This is a genomic window from Amycolatopsis sp. CA-128772 (genome assembly GCF_002904295.1).
Lineage (GTDB): Bacteria > Actinomycetota > Actinomycetes > Mycobacteriales > Pseudonocardiaceae > Amycolatopsis.
On the sequence record NZ_PPHG01000075.1, the window covers coordinates 310,507 to 331,398 of the forward strand.

General features: G+C 72.4%; 21 protein-coding genes. 7 read left to right on the top strand and 14 right to left on the bottom strand.

Annotated features, from left to right (window positions below):
* Position 1: 1 nt before the first annotated feature.
* The 5 genes from egtD to C2L59_RS30140 form a co-directional block, all read right to left on the bottom strand.
* Positions 2–979, bottom strand: a complete 978-nt coding sequence (gene egtD / locus C2L59_RS30120; protein ID WP_103352892.1) for an L-histidine N(alpha)-methyltransferase — start codon at positions 977–979, stop codon at positions 2–4.
* Positions 976–1,794: an ergothioneine biosynthesis protein EgtC gene (gene egtC, locus C2L59_RS30125; RefSeq protein WP_103352893.1), complete on the bottom strand. Its 819-nt coding sequence runs from the start codon at positions 1,792–1,794 to the stop codon at positions 976–978. The genes egtD and egtC overlap by 4 nt, the downstream gene beginning before the upstream one ends.
* Before the next feature lie 4 nt (positions 1,795–1,798).
* On the bottom strand, positions 1,799–3,136 hold the full coding sequence (gene egtB / locus C2L59_RS30130) for an ergothioneine biosynthesis protein EgtB (protein WP_103352894.1): 1,338 nt from the start codon (positions 3,134–3,136) through the stop codon (positions 1,799–1,801).
* Complete coding sequence (locus C2L59_RS30135) at positions 3,133–4,392, bottom strand: glutamate-cysteine ligase family protein (RefSeq protein ID WP_103352895.1); 1,260 nt, start codon at positions 4,390–4,392, stop codon at positions 3,133–3,135. The genes egtB and C2L59_RS30135 overlap by 4 nt, the downstream gene beginning before the upstream one ends.
* 131 nt (positions 4,393–4,523) lie before the next feature.
* Positions 4,524–5,450: a LysR family transcriptional regulator gene (locus C2L59_RS30140; RefSeq protein WP_103352896.1), complete on the bottom strand. Its 927-nt coding sequence runs from the start codon at positions 5,448–5,450 to the stop codon at positions 4,524–4,526.
* Positions 5,451–5,569: 119 nt separating this feature from the next.
* On the opposite strand from C2L59_RS30140, the gene C2L59_RS30145 reads away from it, so the two are divergent.
* A complete protein-coding gene (locus C2L59_RS30145; RefSeq protein ID WP_103352897.1) occupies positions 5,570–6,763 on the top strand; it encodes a Glu/Leu/Phe/Val dehydrogenase dimerization domain-containing protein in 1,194 nt (397 codons plus the stop codon).
* Here the strand turns inward: C2L59_RS30145 and pip are convergent.
* The 5 genes from pip to C2L59_RS30170 form a co-directional block, all read right to left on the bottom strand.
* The gene (gene pip / locus C2L59_RS30150; protein ID WP_103352898.1) at positions 6,753–7,706 is read right to left on the bottom strand and encodes a prolyl aminopeptidase; all 954 of its coding nucleotides are present in this window, start codon (positions 7,704–7,706) and stop codon (positions 6,753–6,755) included. The two genes, C2L59_RS30145 and pip, sit on opposite strands and share 11 nt — an antisense overlap.
* Before the next feature lie 77 nt (positions 7,707–7,783).
* The gene (locus C2L59_RS30155; protein ID WP_103352899.1) at positions 7,784–8,512 is read right to left on the bottom strand and encodes an ESX secretion-associated protein EspG; all 729 of its coding nucleotides are present in this window, start codon (positions 8,510–8,512) and stop codon (positions 7,784–7,786) included.
* Positions 8,513–8,537: 25 nt separating this feature from the next.
* Positions 8,538–9,893: a hypothetical protein gene (locus C2L59_RS30160; RefSeq protein ID WP_103352900.1), complete on the bottom strand. Its 1,356-nt coding sequence runs from the start codon at positions 9,891–9,893 to the stop codon at positions 8,538–8,540.
* A gap of 3 nt (positions 9,894–9,896) precedes the next feature.
* Positions 9,897–10,538 (bottom strand): DUF3558 domain-containing protein, encoded by a 642-nt coding sequence (locus tag C2L59_RS30165; protein ID WP_103352901.1) that lies wholly within the window; start codon positions 10,536–10,538, stop codon positions 9,897–9,899.
* 11 nt (positions 10,539–10,549) lie between these two features.
* Positions 10,550–10,942, bottom strand: a complete 393-nt coding sequence (locus C2L59_RS30170; RefSeq protein ID WP_103352902.1) for a hypothetical protein — start codon at positions 10,940–10,942, stop codon at positions 10,550–10,552.
* 186 nt (positions 10,943–11,128) lie between these two features.
* On the opposite strand from C2L59_RS30170, the gene C2L59_RS30175 reads away from it, so the two are divergent.
* The 5 genes from C2L59_RS30175 (at position 11,129) to C2L59_RS30195 (ending at position 16,908) form a co-directional block, all read left to right on the top strand.
* On the top strand, positions 11,129–11,710 hold the full coding sequence (locus tag C2L59_RS30175; RefSeq protein ID WP_103352903.1) for a TetR/AcrR family transcriptional regulator: 582 nt from the start codon (positions 11,129–11,131) through the stop codon (positions 11,708–11,710).
* Between the two features lie 210 nt (positions 11,711–11,920).
* Complete coding sequence (locus C2L59_RS30180; protein WP_103352904.1) at positions 11,921–13,258, top strand: hemolysin family protein; 1,338 nt, start codon at positions 11,921–11,923, stop codon at positions 13,256–13,258.
* Positions 13,255–14,298 carry a hemolysin family protein gene (locus C2L59_RS30185; protein ID WP_103352905.1) on the top strand — a complete coding sequence of 348 codons (1,044 nt, stop codon included), beginning with the start codon at positions 13,255–13,257 and terminating at the stop codon, positions 14,296–14,298. Before C2L59_RS30180 ends, C2L59_RS30185 begins: the two co-directional genes overlap by 4 nt.
* Positions 14,295–15,194, top strand: a complete 900-nt coding sequence (locus C2L59_RS30190) for a 3-methyladenine DNA glycosylase (protein ID WP_103352906.1) — start codon at positions 14,295–14,297, stop codon at positions 15,192–15,194. The genes C2L59_RS30185 and C2L59_RS30190 overlap by 4 nt, the downstream gene beginning before the upstream one ends.
* Positions 15,195–15,294: 100 nt before the next feature.
* Positions 15,295–16,908, top strand: a complete 1,614-nt coding sequence (locus tag C2L59_RS30195) for a hypothetical protein (protein ID WP_103352907.1) — start codon at positions 15,295–15,297, stop codon at positions 16,906–16,908.
* A gap of 282 nt (positions 16,909–17,190) precedes the next feature.
* Here C2L59_RS30195 and C2L59_RS30200 read toward each other — a convergent pair whose 3' ends face one another.
* Genes C2L59_RS30200 through C2L59_RS30210 form a run of 3 tightly spaced genes read right to left on the bottom strand, consistent with a single transcriptional unit; the run spans position 17,191 to position 19,168 of the window.
* Positions 17,191–17,970, bottom strand: coding sequence for an aldo/keto reductase (locus tag C2L59_RS30200; protein ID WP_103352908.1), 780 nt, complete (start codon positions 17,968–17,970; stop codon positions 17,191–17,193).
* Positions 17,971–18,010: 40 nt separating this feature from the next.
* Positions 18,011–18,805, bottom strand: coding sequence for a helix-turn-helix domain-containing protein (locus tag C2L59_RS30205; RefSeq protein ID WP_103352979.1), 795 nt, complete (start codon positions 18,803–18,805; stop codon positions 18,011–18,013).
* 45 nt (positions 18,806–18,850) lie between these two features.
* Positions 18,851–19,168, bottom strand: coding sequence for a hypothetical protein (locus C2L59_RS30210; RefSeq protein WP_103352909.1), 318 nt, complete (start codon positions 19,166–19,168; stop codon positions 18,851–18,853).
* Positions 19,169–19,311: 143 nt separating this feature from the next.
* On the opposite strand from C2L59_RS30210, the gene C2L59_RS30215 reads away from it, so the two are divergent.
* Positions 19,312–19,671 (top strand): nuclear transport factor 2 family protein, encoded by a 360-nt coding sequence (locus C2L59_RS30215; protein WP_103352910.1) that lies wholly within the window; start codon positions 19,312–19,314, stop codon positions 19,669–19,671.
* Between the two features lie 37 nt (positions 19,672–19,708).
* Here the strand turns inward: C2L59_RS30215 and C2L59_RS30220 are convergent, their stop codons facing one another.
* Positions 19,709–20,863 (bottom strand): NAD-dependent epimerase/dehydratase family protein, encoded by a 1,155-nt coding sequence (locus C2L59_RS30220; RefSeq protein WP_103352911.1) that lies wholly within the window; start codon positions 20,861–20,863, stop codon positions 19,709–19,711.
* Between the last annotated feature and the right edge of the window lie 29 nt (positions 20,864–20,892).

Below are 20,892 nucleotides of genomic sequence, written 5' to 3' on the forward strand. Positions count from 1 at the left end.
ATTAGCCACGCACGGATTTTGCCAGGCTCACCCCGAACCGCTGCTGGGAGTCGGTCCACCAGTGCTCGAGAGCGAACCCGGCCGCGGCCAGCTCCGCCTCGACGCCGCTCGGCCGGAACTTGGCCGAGATCTCCGTCCGGATGTGCTCGCCCGCGGCGAAGCTCACCGTGAGGTCGGCGCCGGGGATTTCGACGGTCAGGTCCCGGCGGGCGCGCAGGCGCATCTCGATCCACTCGTTCTCCGCGTCCCAGTGCGAGACGTGGTCGAACTCGTCGGGGTCGAAGTTCGCGCCGAGGCGGGCGTTGATCACCCGCAGCACGTTCTTGTCGAACTCGGCCGTGACGCCGGCGGCATCGTCGTAGGCGCGCTCGAGGATGGCGGCGTCCTTGACCAGGTCGGTGCCCAGGAGCAGCCACTCCCCCTCGTCCAGGACCTCGCGGACCGAGCGCAGGAAGGTCGCGCGCTCGGCGGGCAGGAAGTTGCCGATCGTGCCGCCGAGGAACGCCACCACCCGCGGCTGGCCGTCCGGCAGCAGGTCCAGGTGCTGGGTGAAGTCGCCGACGACGCCGCGGACGGCGAGGCCCGGGTAGTCCTGCGAAATCGCTTCGGCCGCCTCGGCCAGCGCCGATTCGGACACGTCCAGGGGGACGAACGCCTCCAGCGTGCCGTGCCCGGTGAGGGCGTCGAGCAGCAGCCGGGTCTTCTCGCTCGACCCCGAGCCGAGCTCGACGAGCGTGTGCGCCTCGGTCAGCTTCGCGACGTCGGCGGCGTGCGCGGCCAGCACCTCGCGCTCGCTGCGGGTCGGGTAGTACTCCGGCAGCTGGGTGATCTTCTCGAACAGCTCGCTGCCGTCGGCGTCGTAGAACCACTTGGGCGGCAGCCACTTCTGCGCCGCGGTGAGCCCGGCGGCGACGTCGGCGCGCAGTTCCGCGGTGACGGCGTCGCCGGAGCGGTGGTGGTCGAGATCGACTTCGGTCATGTGAGCTCCTGGGTCAGGGGAAGCAGGTCGACGCCGGCCGCGGTGGCGCGCACGGCGTGGTGGTCGGGGACGGGCCGCCAGCGCGGGTCGCCGTCGAAGGGTTCGGACGCCAGCCACACGTTGCTTCCGGGGGTTCCGGGTGGCGGAGCCCCCGGCCCGGGGCGACGCCCCGGCACAACACCGCCGGCCGGGGTTTCCAGCACGGACAGCGCGTGCGTCCAGGTCGTGCCGATCAGCGTGGCGCCGTCGGTGAGCAGGAAGTTGAGCCGGGAGCCGGGCGCGGCCGCCTCGACCGCGGCGGTCAGCGCCGCCACCGCCGTCAGCGGGTCCTCGCCCGTCGCCAGCCGGGCCCGCAGCAACGCCCAGAGCACCACCGAGTCCGTCGGCGCTTCCAGGGTCAGCAGTTCGGTGACCGGCAGGGTCTTGGCCAGTTCGGCCAGGGAATCCGGGTAGCCGCGGACGACGCCGTTGTGGCTGAACAGCCACGGCCCGGCGGTGAACGGCGCCGCGGCCGCCTCGGTCACCGGCAGGCCGGTGGTGCCGTTGCGGACCGCGGCGACGAACGCGCCGGTGGTCACCGCCGCGGCCAGCGGCGGCAGCGTCTCGTCCGTCCACAGTGGAGTCGAACGGCGGTGGCGCAGCGGCGGCGAGCCCGGGCCGGGGTACCAGCCCAGCCCGAACCCGTCGGCGTTGACCGAACCGCCGCCGCGCATGTCCGCCGGCGCGTACGACTGCACCAGCAGGGCGTGCGGGGCGCGGAAGAGCGCCTCGGCGGGCGAAACCGGCTCGCCGAGGTAGCCGATGTGGCGGCACATGCGCCTACCCCACCTCGCCGGGGGCCGCGTCGCGGGCGGTGCGGAAGCCGGCGAAGATCTGCCGCCGGATCGGGTAGTCCCAGTTGCGGAACGTGCCCCGGATGGCCGCCGAGTCGGTGCCGAACGACCCACCGCGCAGCACCTTGTACTCGGGCCCGAAGAAGACCTCCGAATACTCGCGGTACGGGAAGGGCGCGAAGCCCGGGTAGCCGTGCAGATCGGTGCTCGTCCACTCCCAGACGTCGCCGATCAGCTGGTGCACGCCGGTCGGCGACGCCCCGGCCGGGTACGCCCCCGCCGGCGCCGGGCGCAGGTGCCGCTGGCCGAGGTTGGCGTGCTCGGCGCCCGGTTCCTCGTCGCCCCAGGGGAACCGGCGCGACCGGCCGGTCGCCGGGTCGAACCGCGCGGCCTTCTCCCACTCCGCCTCGGTCGGCAGCCGCCGCCCGGCCCAGGCCGCGAACGCCTCGGCCTCGTGGTAGGAAACGTGCACGACCGGCTCGTCCGCGGGGATCCGCTCGTAGACGCCGAAGCGCGTCCGCCACCAGCCGTCCTGCTCCCGCTTCCAGAACCGCGGCGCGGTGATGCCGTGGTCCTGCCGGTACGCCCAGCCCGCCGGGCTCCACCACTGCTCGTCGTCGTAGCCGCCGCCGTCGAGGAATCCGGCGTAGGCGCCGCACGTCACCGGCACGGTGTCCATCCAGAACGCGTCGACGGCGATCTCGTGCGCCGGGCGCTCGTTGTCCAGCGCCCACGGCTCGGCCGACGTGCCCATGGTGAAGGCACCGCCCGGGACCAGGACCTCCCGCGGCAGCGTCCCGGACCGCGCCGGCGGCGGCTCGGGCGCGTGCAGCACCGGGTCGCCCTTGCGCAGCTGGTGGGTGGCCAGCATCGTCTCGTCGTGCTGCTGCTCGTGCTGGGTGATCATGCCGAAGGCGAACGCCTGCTCGGTCAGCCGCCGTCCTTCCATCGGCGCGTGCTCCAGCACATCGAACGCCTTGTCGCGGACCTGCTTGACGTACGCGCGCGCCTCGGCCGGGCCCAGCAGCGGCAGCTCCGGCCGGTCGGCGCGGGCGTGCTGGAAGGCGTCGTAGATGTCGTCGATGTCCGGGCGCAGCGGCTCGCGGCCGCCGACGTCGCGGACCAGCCACAGTTCTTCCTGGACGCCGATGTGCGCGAGGTCCCAGACCAGCGGCGACATCAGCTTCGAATGCTGGCGGACCAGGTCCTCGTCGTCCACGGCGTCGGTCAGCGCCACGCTGCGCGCCCGCGCCCGGGTCAGTGCTTCGGCCGCCCGGGCGCGCAGGTCCTGCGCGTTCAGGTCACCCAGTGCTTCCGTGCTCATGCTTCGCTCCTCGATCGGTCCGCGCGCCCCAGCACGCTCTCGCTGATCCCGGTGATCGACTCCGCCGCCAGCCCGGTCACGCCCAGCTCGGCGCACCCGACTTCGGCCAGTGCCGCCGCCACGGCCGCCAGCTCCGGGTCGGCCAGGCCGCGGCGCGCCGCGGTGGTCCACCGGTCCGCGACCGGTGCGCAGAGTTCGCGCACCTTGTCCACTGTGGACGGCCGGCCCAGCAGCGCCGACACGAGCGCGACCGGAGCCAGCCACTCGTCCGGCGGCTGCGCGTCGAGGTACCGGATCTCCAGGTACCCCTGCGGGCGGACCGGGGTGAACATCGTGGTCAGGTGGTAGTCGAGGTCCGCCTCCGTCGGCTTCGGCAGCAACGCGGCCGCGCCCCGCCCGTCGATCCAGTCGGCGAACGTCAGCCCCTCCGGCGCGTCCCACGGGCGGTCGCCGCGGGGCAGCACCATCAAGGGGACGTCCATCAGCCGCCCGGCCCACTCGGCGGCCGGATCGCCCGCCACGCGCGCGGTGCGCGAGCGGGGCGCTTCCGTGTCGTGCACCGCCAGCCACCGGGCCGACGCGTGGCCGGTGTCGCGGCCGGCGTGGACCCGGGAGTTGGCGAACAGGGCGAGCAGCGGCGGGCCCATCGCGTGCGCGGCCGCCCACCGCGCGGCGTAGTGCTCGGGCTCCCCCGCGTCGAGGCAGACCTGCAGGCCCGCGGTGCTGCACATCATGGTGGGGCCGCCGGGACCGATGGCCGCGAACCGCCGCTCCATGGCCGCGTACCGCGGGGTGTGCAGGAGCCGGCGGGGCGCGCGGTGGGCGTCGATGCCTGTTTCGCCGAGGACGAGGCCGTGGGCGGCGAGCCGGTCGCGCAGGTGGTGGAGGTCGGCCGTGACGGCTGCGTCGAGCTCACGCAGCGAGGCCTGGGGAAGAGCGGAAATTTCGACCTGGCCCCCGGGTTCGAGGCTCACGGGTGAGCCGGCCGGGAGCGGGGTGGCGGGGCTGTCGGGGCGGAGCGTCCGCGGGGTGTGCGGACCCAGCGCCGCGGCGAGGACGTCGGGATCGAGGGATCTGGCCGGGTCGCCGGCGTGGTGCACGGTGAACTCCAGCTCCACGCCGGTCAGGCGGGGTGGCCCGTGCTTGAAGCACACCGATGCGACGTACGCCTCCCCGGCCGCGCGGTCCGCCAGGACCCGCGCGGTGCGGTTCGACGCACTACCCGACTTCTCGGGGAAATCGTGCACCGTGGACATCTCAGTCATGTCCGTTCCTGTTCCTTGTGAGGGGGAACTTCTCGCCTTCGGACGCTACACGCGGGGTCCGACAAAATCAGGGCGGATCCTGCGCACCGGGAGGCGTTCACCAGTCCGTAAGAAGTCTCTGATCAGGGCAAAGCCGGTTCGGTGCCCAGTCCGAGTTGGGCCGCCGAAGCCCGCACGGCATCGATGACGAGGTGCAGCGCGGGCCGCCGGAAGGCGGTGCGCCGGTAGGCGATCGACACCGTCCGCAGCAGCGGCGTGGTCAGCGTGACGACGTCGATCCCGGGCGGCCGCAGCAGGCGCAGGCCCAGGTCGGAGACGAGGGTGATGCCCAGGCCGGCACCGACCATCGCCATCGCCGTCGACTGCTCTTCGACCTCGTGGTTGATCTTCGGGGTGAAGCCGTGGCGCAGGCAGGCCGTGCGCATCGCCCGGCCGAAGTGCGACTTCGCGCCGGCCAGGATCCACGGGTGCTCGGCGAGGTCGTCCAGGGACGCCGACCCGGACGGCACGGCCCCCCGCGGCACCGCCGCGTGCAGCCGTTCGACGGCCACGACGGCCCGCTCCAGCCCGGCGTCCCACGGGGTCGGCGCGTCGGAGTAGTCGATCACGAACGACAGGTCGAGACGGCCGTCGCGGACCGCCTCGGCGGTGTCCTCCGGCGCCAGCTCGCGGGTGCGGACCTCGATGCCGGGGTGCGCGCCGGCGAGCGCGGTCAGGGCCGTCGGCAGCAGTCCCGAGGCGACCGATGCCCACACCCCCGCGGTCAGCCGGACCGTCCGGGCTTCCTGGGCCTCTTCCAGGGCGAGCGTCGCGCGTTCGACCGACCCCAGGATCTCCTCGGCGTGCTCGGTGAGCAGGGTGCCGAGTTCGGTCAGCTGGACGCGCCGGCCGAGCCGTTCGAACAGCTTCGCGCCGACGTCCCGTTCCAGCTGCGCCAGCTGCTGCGACACCGCCGAAGCGGTGTAGTGCAGCGCCGCGGCTGCCGCCGTCACGGTGCCCCGGCGGTGCAGCTCGCGCAGCATCCGCAAGCGGTGCAACGAAAGCTCCATGAACCAAACCTAAACGAGATCGTGCAGGTTCGTTAAATGGACGGGCGGCCGGGCGGGGGCGCACGCTCGTGATGGCGGTCACGAGGCCGCCCCGGACTTTCCTGGAGGTGAGTGGCCCGATGACTCCCGCCCCGCCGCTGATGCGGCTCACCTGGACCGACCCCGTCACCGGCGCGAACGGCTACCTGGTCGTGCACAGCCTGGTCTCCGGCGTCGCCACCGGCGGCACCCGGATGCGGGCGGGCTGCACGATGTCCGAGGTCGAGGACCTCGCCCGGGGCATGGCGAACAAGACCGCCACCTTCAACCTGCCGGTCGGCGGGGCCAAGGGCGGCCTCGACTTCGCCCCGAAGGACCCGCGCGCGTTCGACGTCCTGAAGCGCTTCTGCGCGTTCCTGCGGCCGTGGCTGGACGCGCACTGGGTGACCGCCGAGGACCTCGGCGTGCCGCAGCACCTCATCGACTCGGTGTTCGCCGAGCTCGGGCTGGAGCAGTCGTACCACGCGGCGATCCGCCGTTCGGCCGACCCGGCACGCACCCTGCGCCGCGTGCAGGCCGGGCTCAACGCGCCGGTGCCGGGCGGGTTGCTGCTCGGCGACGTCGTCGGCGGCTACGGCGTGGCGCAGGCGTGCCTGGGCGTCGCGGCGGCCTGGGACTGGGACGTGCGCGAGACGACGGTGGCGATCCAGGGCATCGGCACCATGGGCGGCGGCGCCGCCTGGTACCTGCACGAGGCCGGGATGAAGGTGGTCGCGGCGGCCGACGCGGCGGGCACGCTGTACGACCCGGCCGGCCTCGACGTCCCGGCGCTGCTGGACCTGCGTGACCGCTTCGGCGAGGTCGACCGGTCCCGGCTGCCCGGCGGCGTCCGGTCCCTGCCGCGCGAGACGATCGTCGGCGTCGACGCGGACATCTTCGTGCCGGCGGCGATCTCCTACGCGCTGCGGCCGGACAACGAGAGCGCGGTCAAGGCCAAGGTGGTCGTCGAAGCGGCGAACGCGGCGACCACACCGGAAGCGGAGGCGGCGCTGTCGGCCCGCGGGGTCGCGGTCGTGCCCGACTTCGTCGCCAACGCCGGCGCGGCCGCCTGGGCGTGGTGGCTGCTGCTGGGCGAGGTCGGCGCGGACCCGGCCGACTCGTTCCTGCGGCTGCGCACGGAAATGCAGGCGAAGGTGGCGCTGCTGCTGGCGGAGTGGAACATGGACCGCCTCCCCCTGCGCGTCACCGGGCTGCGGCTGGCCGAGGCCAACCGGACCCGGCGCGCCGAAGCCGCGCTCGCCCCGGAAGGCGAGCCGGGCCTGCTCATCCCCTGAGCGCGAACCGGTCGGTCGCGCCGGTCAGGATCTCCTGCATCGACGCGGCCGACACCGTGTGCCCGACGTCGTCCAGCAGCACCAGTTCGCTGCCCGGCCAGGCGTGGTGCAGCAGCCAGGGCGTGCCGACGAGGTTGTTCGTGTCCAGCACCCCCTGCGCGAGCACCGCCGGGATGCCGGCGAGCTCGCCGGCCCGGCGCAGGATTTCGCCGTCTTCGAGGAACGCGCGGTTGCTGAAGTAGTGCGAGACGAGCCGGGCGAAGCAGAGCCGGTAGGCCGGGTCCTCGAAGTCGTCGTGCGGGGGGACGCCCGGGAGCATCGCGTCTTCCCAGGCGCACCAGCCCTTCGCGGCCCGGTGGTGCACCGCGGGGTCCGGGTCCATCAGGAGGCGGTGGTAGGCCGCCGAAAGGTCACCGTCGCGTTCACTTTCCGGCACCCCTTCGCGGAACTTCGCGAAGCCCTCGGGGAAGTAGGCGCCGAGGCCGCGGACGAGCATCTCGATCTCGACGTACCGGTCGGTCGCCAGGCCCATCAGGACGATTTCGCTGACCCGGCCGGGGTGGCGCAGCGCGTAGGTCAGGCTGAGGACCGAGCCCCAGGAGCCGCCGAACAGCAGCCACTTCCCGATGCCGAGGTGGGTGCGGAGCCGTTCGAAGTCCGCGACCAGGTGGTCGGTGGTGTTGGCGGAGAGGTCGGCGACCGGGGCGCCGGCGTGTGGGGTGCTGCGGCCGCAGCCGCGCTGGTCGGCCAGCACGATCCGGTAGCGCGCCGGGTCGAAGAACCGGCGGACGTTCGCCGAGCAGCCGGAGCCGGGCCCGCCGTGCACGACGAGCGCGGGCTTGCCGTCCGGGTTCCCGCAGGTCTCCCAGTAGATTTCGTGCCCGTCGCCGACGTCGAGCATGCCGTGTTCGTACGGTTCGATCTCGGGGTACAGCCCGGCCATCAGCGCGTCCTTCCGCGAAATACAACAGCGCTGTCAGATTAGCCCCGCGCAGTGTGCCGCGCACCGGCTTTTCCGGTTCAGCCGAGCGTGCCGGCCAGCTCGGCCAGCGTCCCGGCCAGCTCCCGCGGGCCGGCCGGGCCGATGTGGATGACGGTGTCGTCCCCCGAGCCGGCGGTGTAGCTGAGGTAGCGGCCCCAGTCGGTGTCGGCGTAGTGCAGCGGCTGCTGCAGGCAGGTGTGCCGCCCGACGTCGTCGCGGCGGCCGGCGTAGAGCTCCCCGCTGCCCGAGACGGGCCGCTGCACCAGGCTGACGACGTCGGCGATGGCCGGGTCGAGCGGGTAGGCGGCCTGCCCGCGGCGGGCCGCCTCGGTCAGGTCCGCCACCCGGACGGTGCGCGGGTGTCCCCCGCCGGGCCCGACCGGCGGCAGCTGCTCGACGAGCGCCTCGGCGAGCCGGTTCCGGTCGATTTCCTGCACGCCGACGTGGGTCCCGTCCGAGACGGCCAGAACCGCCTGCAGGCCCTTCGCGGCGGCGAGCACGCCGTAGGTCTGCCCGTCGGTGCCGACCCAGCCGTAGTACTCCCGCGCCGGGCTGACCAGCAGCGGAAGCCAGTCGAGGAAGTCGACGGTGGCCCGCCCCCGGGCGTCGACCAGCCCGGCTTCGGCGAGCGCGGCGTCGATCCGCTTGTCGGCCTCCGCCCGCTCCACGTCCGAGAGCCACCGAGGCTCGGGACGCAGGGTGGGGTGCAACTGGCCGACCTGCTCACGGTCGGCCAGCGCGGCCAGCGCCTCGACCGGAACGTCCACCCGGCCTGTTGCCACGTCCACCTGCCTACTCGCCGATGACCGGCGGGCTGGTCCGCTGGTCGGTGCCGAAGATCGCGTCCGGATCCGCTTCGATCAGGTAGTCCGGCCGCTGGTGCTCATCGTCTTCCTCGCCTTCACCCCGACGGCCACCGGGTCCCATGGGCCCCATCTGCCCGCCCCGAGGGTTACCCGCAGCCCGCGCGGCGGCCGCCTCCGCGGCGGCCGCGTTCCCGAGGCTGCCCATGCCGGAGCCGCGGCCGCCGCCGAGCCCGCGCTCGTTCGCGTTCGCTCCGCTGCCGGCGCCAGTGCCTGTGCCGGTGCCGCCTCGGCCGGTCGGGTCGAGGAGCCGGCTGCCGGCGTTGCTGTTCGGGCCACGGCCGCCGGTGCTGGGGTCGTTGGGGTTCAGGGGGTTCTGGCCGTAGTTCTGGCCACCACCACCGCCGGTGTTGGTGGGATAGAAGTCGATCCCCCCGGTGTTCGGCGGCGTCTTCCCGGGCTGGTCGGTCGTCTGGCCGGGCCGGGTCGGCACGGTGAGCACCGTCGGACGGCCGGAGCCGGTGGTGTGGGTGTCGTCGCCGGTGCCGCCGGTGCCACCCGTTCCTCCGGTGCCGCCGGTTCCCCCGGTGCCGCCAGTGCCTCCGGTTCCCCCGGTGCCGCCCGTACCGCCGGTGCCCCCGGTTCCGCCCGTGCCGCCGGGCTTGTCGGGGCCGCCGGTCTGACCGGGGTCGAAGCCGGTGATGGAGGTGTGGTCGTCAGAGCCCGAATCGCCACCGGGGTGCCCGGGCAGCCACTTGCCCCGATCGGTCGGCTCGACCCGCCCAGGGCCGTCCGGGGTGTTCACGGCGATGGTGGCACCGTCGGACTCGAGGACGCCGTAGTCGGTCGGGAGCGCGGCCCTGGTGCTGTCGGTGGCGTTGCTGTACTGGTCCATCACCCGGACGTTGGTCTCGTTCGCCGCGTTGTAGCGGGCGACGCCCTCTTGGTAGTTGTCGATGTCGTCCTTGGCCATGAACGGCCCGGCGATCGGGATGGCGGCCTTGAGGCCGGTGGTCCACGGATTGGGCTTGTCCGGCTTCGGCGGCACCTCGACGACGGTGTTGCTGGAGTTTTCGAAGACGGCGGCCTGGGTCTTGACGGACGCGGAGGTCACGTCCAGCGGCGCCGAACTGTCGTGGAACGCCCGTTCCATCGGTCCCGCGCCCGCGTTCGCGGCGTCCGCGGCGTCACCGCTCCACGACTCCACCATGCGCGTCTGGAGCGCCTTGATGCTCGCGCCCCGCTCCATGTAGGCGTCCGACAGCTCCTGCACGGTCCGCGCCATCTCCTGCAGCCCGGAGGTGTCGCCCTGCCTGAAGTTGTCGTAGATCTGCTTGCCGTCCACTCGTCATGCCCCCTTGAGTGTCTTGATGACGCTCGACGCCACCTGGGCCGCCGCCCCGCAGGAGTCGTCGGCTCCCTGGTAGCCCTGCGCGTACACGTCGAAGGTGAGGTCGTCGGCGATGCCCACCCCGATCCCGCAGGATCCCATCGGCCGTTCGTCCAGCGGTCCCCAGTAGACGGCCGGGTAGCCGTCGACGTCCGGGGCGTGTTCGAGGAAGCGGATGTAGGTCTTGCTGGCGTAGCCGCGGTAGATCCCCGCCAGGCCACCTGCGCCCTCGTCACGGCTTCCCGTGCCCAGTGACACCAGCACACCGGTGCCCTGGCCGCGGATCTTCCAGGCGCAGGTCGGCCCCGCCTTGGTGAACAGCGTGTCACCCTTCGCCTGGAAAGTACCCGTCTCGGGCATCCCCAGCGAGGTCAGCACGTCCTTCGGCACCAACGCGCACGTGTCGGCGACGTACTTGCCCGCGTCCAGCGGGGCGGAGACCTTCGGGACCTCCGGATCGGCCGACGGCGAGCCGGTCGCCGGCGAAGATCCCGCCGTCGACGGGGACGCCGTGCCTCCGGTCGTCGTGGTGCACGCGGCCGTGAGCGCCGCGGACACGGCCACGAGGGTCGCCAGGACACCCAGTTTGCTTCGGAACAAGTTCGGCTCGCCTATGCCTTGAAGGTGTCGGACAGGTCCTGGTCGGTGACCTTGGTCTTCGACTGCGCTTCCTTGAGTTTCTTGATGTAGTCCTGCGCGTACTTGCGCATGGAGTCGTTCTGGGTGAGCAGGGCGATGATCGAATCGGAGCTGGTCGAGGCGAAGTTCCCGCTGGCCGGGTCCTTACCGGGCGCCACGGTGCTCAACGCGGCCAGCTGCCGGATCTTCTGCCCGTCGTCGAAGATCTTGTCGACCAGGTCCTCCCACTGGCCGATCACCGAGGACAGCTCTTCGGGGTCCATCTTGAACTGGCTACCCTTGCCGCCGCCGTAAACGCGGCCCGGGGTGTCGAAGACGTCTCCCCACAGCGCCTGCGCCGCCGCTCCGGCCTCACCGATGATCACGACCGCACCTTCCCCTCAGCTCACCCACCGTGATGGGGCAAACCTTAGCCAACCGTCTCACTTCGTGTCAGCGAAACGCCACAACGTTCGGACGGTGGGGACACGCCGCTGGTTCCCCGGGCACTCCGGGTCACAGTACGTACGTACGGATTGCGAGAAGCCGGTCCTCGGTGCCAGGATTTCAGGATGCCACGCGTAAGCCAGGATCACCTCGACGCACGCCGGCGCCAGATCCTCGACGGCTCGCGCGTCTGCTTCGCGCGCTACGGCTATGAAGGTGCCACAGTGCGGCGCCTGGAGGAAGCCACCGGGCTCTCGCGGGGGGCCATCTTCCACCACTTCCGCGACAAGGAGTCGCTCTTCCTCGCCCTTGCCGAGGACGATGCCCTGCGGATGGCCGACGTCGTCGCCGAACAGGGTCTCGTCCAGGTCATGCGGGACCTGCTCGCCGGGGGTGACCACCCCGCCGACTGGCTCGGGACGCGGCTGGAGGTGAGCCGGCGGCTGCGGACCGATCCCGAGTTCCGGGCCCGGTGGGCCGAGCGGTCCGAGCAGCTGACCACCGCGACCCGGCTGCGGCTGCTGCGGCAGCGGGAAGCCGGGAACCTGCGCGACGACGTCGACGTCGACGTCCTCACCGCGTTCCTGGAGCTCGTCCTCGAAGGACTCGTCTCGCACCTGGCCATGGGACTGCCCGCCGCCGGGCTGGGGCCGGTCCTCGACCTGGTCGAGGAGACCGTGCGGCGGCACCGGCCCGGAACCGCCTGATCCGCGGATGAGCGCTCCGACACACCCCGGCCGCCGGCGAGGAACCGCAAAGACACGGTAAACTGGCCCGCATATCCGCAGTACACGCCGATTTCTTGCTAGGAGTGACCGTTTCGTGCGCGCAGCGCAGTCACCCGGTGACAGTACCGGGCCGGGTGACCGACCCGGCTGTCCGATAGGTCCTTCCCCGGCCACCGGGGCGGGTGCGGAATGATCCAGATCCTGCTCGCCGTCGCGGGCGTCCTCCTCTTCGTGCTGCTGACGATCGGCACCGGCCTCGCGGTCGCCGCCGAGTTCTCGCTCACCGCGCTGGAACGCAGCACCGTCGAGGCCAACGTCCGCCAGGTCGGCGACCGCCGCGCGGTGACCGTCCAGAAGGCCCACCGGACGCTGTCCTTCCAGCTCTCCGGCGCCCAGGTCGCGATCACCCTGACCACGCTCATCACCGGGTACCTGGCCGAGCCGCTGATCGGCGAGCTCGTCCGGCCGCTGCTGAGCGCCGTCGGGCTGCCGGCCGGGTTCGCCGGGGGCGCGTCGATCGTGCTCGCGCTGGTCATCGCCACCTCGCTGTCGATGATCCTCGGCGAGATGGTGCCGAAGAACCTCGCGATCGCCCGGCCGCTGCCGACCGCGCGCGCGGTCGCCGGCTACCACTCGCGGTTCTCCGCGCTGTTCCGCTGGCTCATCACGCTGATGAACAACAGCGCGAACTTCCTCGTGCGCAAGTTCGGCGTCGAACCGCAGGAAGAGCTGCGGTCCGCGCGCTCGCCGCAGGAACTGGGCTCGATCGTGCGGTCCAGCGCCGAAAGCGGCACGCTCGACACGTCGACCGCGGAGCTGCTGGACCGCTCGCTGCGGTTCGGCGAGCGCACCGCGGAGGAGCTGATGACCCCGCGCGTGCAGCTGGAGTCCCTCGCCGTCGACGACACCGTGGCGGACCTCATCGCGATCTCCCTGCGCACCGGGTTTTCGCGGTTCCCGGTGCACGCCGAGGACCTCGACGACGTCCGCGGCGCCGTGCACGTGAAGCAGGCCTTCGCCGTGCCCGCCGCCGACCGGGCCGCCGTGCCGATCGGCTCGGTCATGCGGCCGGTGCCGACCGTGCCCGAATCGCTGCCCGGCGACGACCTGCTGCTGCGCCTGCGCGACTCCCGCTTCCAGCTGGCCATCGTCGTCGACGAGTACGGCGGCACGGCCGGGCTGGTCACCCTGGAGGACGTCGTCGAGGAGATCATCGGCGACGTCCGCGACGAGCACGACGAGCGCGAAGCACCGGCGTCCCAGCAGGTCGGGGCGGACAGCTGGCTGGTGTCCGGGCAGCTGCGCGCCGACGAGGTCACCGGCGTCACCGGGTTCCGGATGCCCGACGGCGACTACGAAACCATCGCCGGGCTGATCCTCGAGCGGCTGGGCAAGATCCCCGCCGAGGGCGACGCCACCGAGGTCGACGGCTGGCTGCTCACCGTGACCACGATGGACAAGCACCGGATCGCCGAGGTCGAGGTCGCCCCGGTCCGCACGGCCCCGGAAGCGGAGGTGGCCTCGTGACCGACTGGCTGAACATCGCCCTCGTCGTCGTCCTGCTGCTGGCCAACGCCTTCTTCGTCGGCGCGGAGTTCACCCTGATCTCCTCGCGGCGGGACAGGCTCGAAGCGCTGCTGGAGCAGGGCAAGACGCGCGCGCAGATCGTCATCAACGCGAGCAAGCACGTGTCCCTGATGCTCGCCGGTGCACAGCTGGGCATCACCATCTGCTCGCTGCTGCTCGGCCGCCTGGGCGAGCCCGCCATCGCGCACCGGCTGTCGGCGGCCTTCGACCTGCTCGGCCTGCCGGAAGCCCTCCTGCACCCGATCTCGTTCGCCATTGCGCTGGCGTTCATCACCGTGGCGCACGTGCTGATCGGCGAAATGGTGCCGAAGAACCTCGCCATCGCCGAGCCCGAGCGGCTCGCGCTGTGGCTGGTGCCGGTGCACGTCGCCTGGGTGAAGGTGGCCAACCCGTTCATCTGGCTGCTGAACTTCGTGGCCAACTCGCTGCTGCGCGCGTTCCGCGTCGAGCCGAAGGACGAGCTGGAGACGGCCTACACCTCCGACGAGCTGGCCGAGCTGCTCAGCGAGTCGCGGCGTGAGGGGCTGCTCGACCAGTCCGAGCACCAGCGGCTCGCCCAGACGCTGTCGTCGGTGCAGAAGACGGTCGCCGACGTGCTGGTGCCCACCGCGGAGCTGACCACACTCCCCTGCGGGCCGACCGTCGGCGAGGTCGAGAAGGCCGTGTCGTCGACCGGGTTCTCGCGGTTCCCGGTGTGCACCGACGACGGGCGCCTGACCGGCTACATCCACGTCAAGGACATCCTCGACCTGGCCGGGCAGGACCCGGGCACGACCGTGCCCGCCTCGAAGACGCGCGCGCTGACCGAACTGCGCGCCGACGCCCGGCTCGACGTCGCGCTTTCGGCCATGCGCAAGGAACGCAGCCACCTCGCGCGGGCGCTCGACGAGAGCGGGAACGCCGTCGGCGTCGTCGCGCTCGAGGACCTGGTGGAGGAGTACGTGGGCACGGTGCGCGACGGCACCCACGTGGGCGCGTGAGCGGCGTGGAGGTCCTCGCCGAGCCGGACTGGCTGGCCCGGGAGGCGGCGCACGCCGACCGGATGCGGCGCTGGACCGGCCCGCACCAGGAGCGGCGCTCCCGTGGTGAGAAGCACCCGGTGCTGGACTTCCTGTTCACGTACTACTCGTACCGGCCGTCGCACCTCGAACGGTGGCAGCCCGGGCCCGGCGTCGCCCTCGCCGGGCCCGCGGCGCGGCGCTTCCTGGACCGCAAGGGGTACGTCGAGACCTCCGACGGCGTGCTGCTGGATCCCGCCGGGTTCGGCGCGGGCAAGGTGCGGACGGCGGAGTTCGTCCTCGGCCTGCTGACCGCGACGGCGTCGCGCGCGCCCCGGCTGAACTGCTTCGGGCTGCACGAGTGGGCGATGGTCTACCGCGAGCCGGCGGACTCGGTGCGGCACAACCAGGTGCCGCTGCGCCTCGGCTCGGCCGGCACCGATGCGGTCGTGGAGTCCCTCGACATCCGGTGTGGGCACTTCGATGCGTTCCGCTTCTTCACGGACTCCGCGCGGCCGCTGAACGGGCTGACGCCGTCGAGGGAGACACAGGTCGCACTCGAACAGCCGGGGTGCCTGCACGCGAACATGGACCTGTTCAAATGGGCGTACAAGCTCGACCCGTTCGTGCCGGCCGAGCTGGTGGCGGACTGCTTCGAGCTGGCGGTCGACATCCGGACGCTGGACATGCGGGCGAGCCCGTACGACCTGGCCGGGCTCGGCTACCCGCCGGTGCGGATCGAGACGGCGGCGGGCCGGGCCGAATACGCCCGGGCGCAAGGGGAGTTCGCCCGCCGGGCGGCGCCGCTGCGTCATCGCCTGATTGCGCATTGCCATCGCCTGGTCAGCGCACCGCACCCTGAGCACGGCGCACTGTGAGTCAGATTATTCTCTCTCCGATACTCACCTGTTAGGGTGATAACGGTTTGATTGCATAGCAGCGCGTGCTTGGCATGCGCTCACCCCGAAAGGATGACGGATGGGGCGACACTACCGAGGCGAGGAGCCGGTGCCGCACCCTCAGGACCGCACGCCGCGCGGGCCCGCCGAGGGCCGCAGCGAGGCGTCCGGCGCCTTCCGCACCCCGGGACGCAGCTCCATCTCCGACGCTTTCGGGATCGCGGGCCGCGCGGCCGGCGCCGCCCGCGAGGCCGCCGGCTCGGCCTTCTTCACGGAAGGGGCCGAGGCGCCGGGATTCCCGCCCGCACCCGCAGGTCCCCAGCCGGCGGGCCGTCGCGGCGAGGCGCCCGGCGGCCACCCGGCCCGTCGCGGCGAAGCGTCCGGGACGTACCCGGCCGCGGGCGGCGGCGAATCCACCGTGACCCGTGCTCCGCGCCGCGGCGAGGCTTCCGGCTCCTACCCGGTCGCGAACCGCGTCGACGTCCCGCCGACCCACCCGGCCCGCTCCGGGGAGGGCTCCGGCGCCTACCGGATCGACGCTGCCGGCGGGCCCACCGCGACCCACCCCGCGCGCCCCGGGGAGAACTCCGGCACCTACCGGATCGATGCTCTCGGCGCGTCCACCACGACCCACCCCGCACGCCGGGGCGAGAGCTCCGGTGCGTACCCGGCCGCGGAGCCCACCACCGGCCGCGCCGCCCGCCGGGGCGAACCGGCCGGGACCGCCACCCGCTCCCGCCGTCCGGAAGCGCCCGCCGAGAACAGTGCCGAGGTCACCACCGCCTACCCCGCGGTCGCCGACCCGGGCCCCCGCTCCCGCCGCGGCAAGCGCGCCGCCGCCCGGCACCCCGAGTCCGCCGCCGAGCGGACCGAGGTCATCACCCGGCAGGACGACTCCCCCGCCGACGTCGCCACCCCCGGCGACGACACCGCGGGGCGCGGCGAGACCACGACCTCCCTCCGGACCGCCGAGCGCAGCGACACCACCGGGCCGCAACGCGCCGGCCGCACCGACAGCACCGGGCCGAGCCGGGCCGCCCGCAGCGAGGCCACCGGTTCGCACCGCGTCCTCGGGAAGGGCGAGGCCACCGGCTCGCACCGCATCGTCGGCAAGAAGGCCCCGCGCCGGCGGATCGCCACCTGGCCGATCGCCTGCATGGTCCTCGCGGTCCTGATCGGGCTCGGCATCGTCGGCTGGAACTGGGCCGACAACGAGCTCAACAGCCGCGCCGAGGCGCAGGCCGCCAGCTGCGACGGCGGCACCACGCAGATGCGGATCGTCGTCACCCCCAGCGTGCAGAAGCCCCTCACCGCGGCCGCCCAGCGGTGGAACCAGGCCGCCACCGTCGTCCACGGCCAGTGCGTCCACGTCACGATCGACGCCAGGCCCTCGGCGCAGGTGCTCGACGCGCTGGTCGGCCGGGCCAAGATCGACGCCATCGGCGGGCTCCCGGCCGCGTGGCTGCCCGAGTCGTCGTACTGGGTGAGCGAGCTGACCACCAAGAAGCCGGAGATGATCGGCTCGCCCGCGCAGTCGGTGGCGAACGCGCGCTCGGCGGACTACCCGTTCGTCGGCCTGGCCGGCCCGGGCATCGACGACACCGCGCTGCGCGCCGCCCAGACGTTCCGCGAGTACCTGGAGCAGCCGGCGCAGCAGGCCGACTTCGCCGCCGCCGGGATCAAGTCCGCCTAGGGAGTGTCTGACAAGCGGTTGACCTGGCTGACCACGGCATCGAAGGTAGGTGGGCGGCCGCCGCGAGATCCGCGGCGGCTGCGGTGCCCGGCCTGATCGGCCGGCTCCGGACCGATACCGGTGGATGATCCCTTCGACCATCGCGCGTGCATCCGAGAAGGGCCTACCTCGCTTACCGGTGCGGATCGGCAGCAGATCCTCGATCAACGCCCGGGAGCAACTGAAACCGCAACACAACCAGTTGTGTCCCAGCTGCCAGCCGAGACTTTTGCCAGACAGCTCCTAGACGCGCGTCCCGTTGTCGAGCTCGGCCACCACGGCGATGTCGTCGTCGGCCAGCTCGAAGTCGAACACGCCGAAGTTCTCGCGGATGCGGGTCGTCGTGGCCGAGGCCGCCACCGCGACCGTGTCGTTCTGCAGGTGCCAGCGCAGGACGATCTGCGCCGGTGTCTTGCCGTACTTCGCCGCCAGAGCCGTCACCGTCTCGTCCGACAGCAGCGCCGCGTTCGCCGCCGGGCTGGCGGCCACCGTCACGATGCCGTGGCCGCTGTGGAACTCGCGCAGCGGGAGCTGCTGCAGCCACGGGTGCAGCTCGACCTGGTTGACCGGCGGCACCGAGCCGGTCGCGTCGATCAGGCGGCGCAGCTCGGCGACGCCGAACCCCGCCACGCCGACCGTGCGGGCGTGGCCGTCGGCGCGCAGCCGGCTCAGGGCTCGCCAGGTGTCGGTGAAGGCGCCCTGGGTGCCGTCGAGCAGGCACAGGTCGGCGCGCTCCAGCTGCAGGGCCGCCAGCGCCTGGTCGGCCGCGCGGCGGGCGGTGTCGTAGCCCTGCGCGGGGACGTGCACGCTGACGAACAGCTCCTCGCGCGGCACGTCCGCGGCGGCGAGCACCGCGCCCACCGCCGCCTCCGTCCCGGGCACCACGTCGATGCCGCGGTAGCCGGTGACGAGGGCGATGCGGACGGCCCGGCCCGTTTCGGCCGCGGACAGGCCCGCGACGCCGAACAGCAGCTGGGGGATGCGGACTCCGTCGGACAGGGCGAGCGAAGGCGGGACGGCCATCAACCGGTGATCCTCACTTCGGATGCTGCGCGGAACCCCATCATCCCACTGCGGCGGCCCGCTCGCGCAGGTACGCCGCCGTCGCCGGGTCGGCCGGGAAGAACGACTCGATCACCAGCTCGGCCACGGTGACGTCCAGCGGCGTGCCGAACGTGGCGACCGTGCTGAAGAACGTCAGGTCGGTGCCTTCGTGGCGGAACTTCAGCGGCACGAAGATGTCCCCCGGCCCGGGGACCTCGACCTCGGGCACCGGCTGGTCGCACGGGTAGCCGCGCAGCTCGTCGAGGAGCTCGGCGAGCCCGGTGTCCGCGGTCTGGCTCACCTGCCGCCGCAGCCGGCCGAGCAGGTGGGCGCGCCACTCCCCGAGGTTGAGGATGTGCGGGGCCATGCCGTCGGGGTGCAGCGTCGCACGCAGCACGTTGGTGGTCAGCTCGGGCGCGACACCGGCGACGAAGAGCCCGATGGCGGCGTTCGCGTCGACGAGGTCCCAGTTCCGGTCGACGACGGCGGCGGGGTACGGATCGTGACCGGCGAGCAGCAGCCGGACGGCCTGGCGGACGGCGTCCATCCCGGGATCCCCCAGCGCGTTCTCGGTGTACGCGGGCGCGTACCCGGCGGCGAGCAGCAGCCGGTTGCGGTCCCGGAGGGGCACGTCGAGGTGCTCGCCGAGCCGCAGCACCATGTCCCGGCTCGGCTTGGACCGGCCGGTCTCCACGAAACTGAGGTGGCGGGTGGAAATGTCCGCCGAGATCGCCAGATCGAGCTGGCTGATCCGGCGCCGGTCCCGCCATTCCCGCAGCAGCTCACCGACGGGCCGCTGCCGCGCCTGCACCATGGTCGTCACGCGAGCGACGCTACGGCGATCACGGGGGCGCTGCCATTACTTCCGGGGTAATGGCTCGAGGTGCGCGCCGGGCGGGCAGAAGCCGGTGAGCCGGTCCATCAGCTCCGAAAGGGCATCGAAAGCCGGGTCGTCGTCGCCCGCCGGCGACTCGGCGACGACCGTGTCCTGGGCCACGTAGCAGGCCCGCATCAAACCGACCGGCGTGACGCCGGCCGCGTAGGCGGCGATCGCCACCTCCTCCAGCGCCGTGTCCGGCCGCGCGGCGCGGGCCGCCGCGAGCGCCTCCCGGACCAGGTGCGGATCCGCCGGCCCCGGCTTGGCGTGCCACGCGTCGTCCGGGTCTTCCTCTTCCACCCGAACAGGGTCCCGCGGCGGGCCACCGAATTTCGCCGCTCCGGCATTACCTCCCGCGTAATCGACGCGCCGCCGCCCGGGCGACAGAGTGGTGCTCAGCCGAGGGGCGACGAACCCGTTGTCCCCCAACGAAAGGAACCGCCATGACCGACGTCCGCGCCATCGTCGAGCAGTACATCGCCGTCTGGAACGAGACCGATCGCGACAAGCGGCGGTCCCTCGTCGCCGATGTCTTCACCGCCGATGCCCGCTACACCGACCCGCTCGGGGCCGTTGCCGGGCACGAGGGGATCGACCAGTTCGTCGGCGGGGCGCAGCAGCAGTTCGGCGGGCTCACCTTCAGCCTGCCCGCCGAGCCCGATGCGCACCACGATCTCGCGCGGTTCCAGTGGCACCTCGGTACGCCCGGTGCCGAGCCGGTCGCCATCGGGTTCGACGTCGTGGAGCTCGAAGGCGGCAAGATCGCCAAGGTGCACGGCTTCCTCGACAAGCTGCCCGGCTGAAACCCGGGGGCTCCCGGCGACGGGAGCCCCCCGGCCGTCAGGCCTTCAGCGCGCCTCGCCAGCGCACGGTCGGGCGCAGCTTCTCCGGGTTCACCCGGTGCTTGTTGGCCCCCACGATGTCGAACATCGACTCGATCAGCGTGTCCGACAGCAGGTGCGGCTCGAGCCCCAGCCCGACCAGCCCGGTGTGCTTCACGTTGTAGTAGTGCTCCGGCGCCTCGGTGCGCGGGTTCTCCAGCTGCTCGATCTGCACCGGGCCCGGGAACCGGTCCGCCACCAGGTCGGCGATGCCCGCCACGGACAGGCTCTCCGTCATCTGGTTGAACACCCGGAACTCCCCCGGCTCGGCCGGGTGCTCGACGGCCAGGCGGATGCACTCCACCGTGTCGCGGATGTCGATCAGGCCGCGGGTCTGCGTTCCCTTGCCGTACACCGTCAGCGGCTGGCCCAGCACCGCCTGGATGACGAACCGGTTCAGCACCGTGCCGAACACCGCGTCGTAGTCGAACCGGGTCGCCAGGCGCGGATCCAGCGCCGTCTGCGGCGTCTGCTGGCCGTACACGATGCCCTGGTTGAGGTCCGTGGCGCGCAGCCCCCACGCGCGGCAGGTGAATTCGATGTTGTGCGAATCGTGGACCTTGGTCAGGTGGTAGAAGGACCCCGGCCGTTTCGGGAACAGCACCCGATCCGAGCGGCCGTTGTGCTCCAGCTCCAGCCAGCCCTCTTCGATGTCGATGTTCGGCGTGCCGTATTCGCCCATCGTGCCCAGTTTGACCAGGTGGATCGCCGGATCGAGCTCCGCGATCGCGTACAGCAGGTTCAGCGTGCCGACCACATTGTTGTGCTGCGTGTACACCGCGTGTTCGCGGTCGATCATGGAATAGGGCGCCGACCGTTGCTCGGCGTAGTGGACGATCGCGTCCGGCGCGAACTCCCGCACCGCCCCGAACAGGAACTCCGCGTCCAGCAGGTCGCCTTCGTAGCCGGTGATCGTCCGGCCGGAGAGCTCGCGCCAGGTGGCGATGCGGTCGGCCAGTGACTCGATCGGGACGAGGCTTTCGACGCCGAGTTCGGCGTCGTACCCGCGGCGGGCGAAATTGTCGAGGACGGCCACCTCGTGACCTTTGTCCGATAGGTGCAGCGCGGTCGGCCAGCCCAGATATCCGTCACCGCCGAGAACCAGCACACGCATTGGTGCCGCCTTTCCTGCTCGTTTACGCC

What these genes read in the sequence shown, in the direction of transcription:
- C2L59_RS30180 (WP_103352904.1), top strand. Translation starts at nt 11,921, where the DNA reads ATGATCCAGATCCTGCTCGCCGTCGCGGGCGTCCTCCTCTTCGTGCTG.
- C2L59_RS30175 (WP_103352903.1), top strand. Translation starts at nt 11,129, where the DNA reads ATGCCACGCGTAAGCCAGGATCACCTCGACGCACGCCGGCGCCAGATC.
- C2L59_RS30135 (WP_103352895.1), bottom strand. Translation starts at nt 4,392, where the DNA reads ATGTCCACGGTGCACGATTTCCCCGAGAAGTCGGGTAGTGCGTCGAAC.
- C2L59_RS30215 (WP_103352910.1), top strand. Translation starts at nt 19,312, where the DNA reads ATGACCGACGTCCGCGCCATCGTCGAGCAGTACATCGCCGTCTGGAAC.
- C2L59_RS30205 (WP_103352979.1), bottom strand. Translation starts at nt 18,805, where the DNA reads ATGGTGCAGGCGCGGCAGCGGCCCGTCGGTGAGCTGCTGCGGGAATGG.
- C2L59_RS30200 (WP_103352908.1), bottom strand. Translation starts at nt 17,970, where the DNA reads ATGGCCGTCCCGCCTTCGCTCGCCCTGTCCGACGGAGTCCGCATCCCC.
- egtD (WP_103352892.1), bottom strand. Translation starts at nt 979, where the DNA reads ATGACCGAAGTCGATCTCGACCACCACCGCTCCGGCGACGCCGTCACC.
- C2L59_RS30220 (WP_103352911.1), bottom strand. Translation starts at nt 20,863, where the DNA reads ATGCGTGTGCTGGTTCTCGGCGGTGACGGATATCTGGGCTGGCCGACC.
- C2L59_RS30140 (WP_103352896.1), bottom strand. Translation starts at nt 5,450, where the DNA reads ATGGAGCTTTCGTTGCACCGCTTGCGGATGCTGCGCGAGCTGCACCGC.
- C2L59_RS30195 (WP_103352907.1), top strand. Translation starts at nt 15,295, where the DNA reads ATGGGGCGACACTACCGAGGCGAGGAGCCGGTGCCGCACCCTCAGGAC.
- pip (WP_103352898.1), bottom strand. Translation starts at nt 7,706, where the DNA reads ATGGCCGGGCTGTACCCCGAGATCGAACCGTACGAACACGGCATGCTC.
- egtB (WP_103352894.1), bottom strand. Translation starts at nt 3,136, where the DNA reads ATGAGCACGGAAGCACTGGGTGACCTGAACGCGCAGGACCTGCGCGCC.
- C2L59_RS30145 (WP_103352897.1), top strand. Translation starts at nt 5,570, where the DNA reads ATGACTCCCGCCCCGCCGCTGATGCGGCTCACCTGGACCGACCCCGTC.
- egtC (WP_103352893.1), bottom strand. Translation starts at nt 1,794, where the DNA reads ATGTGCCGCCACATCGGCTACCTCGGCGAGCCGGTTTCGCCCGCCGAG.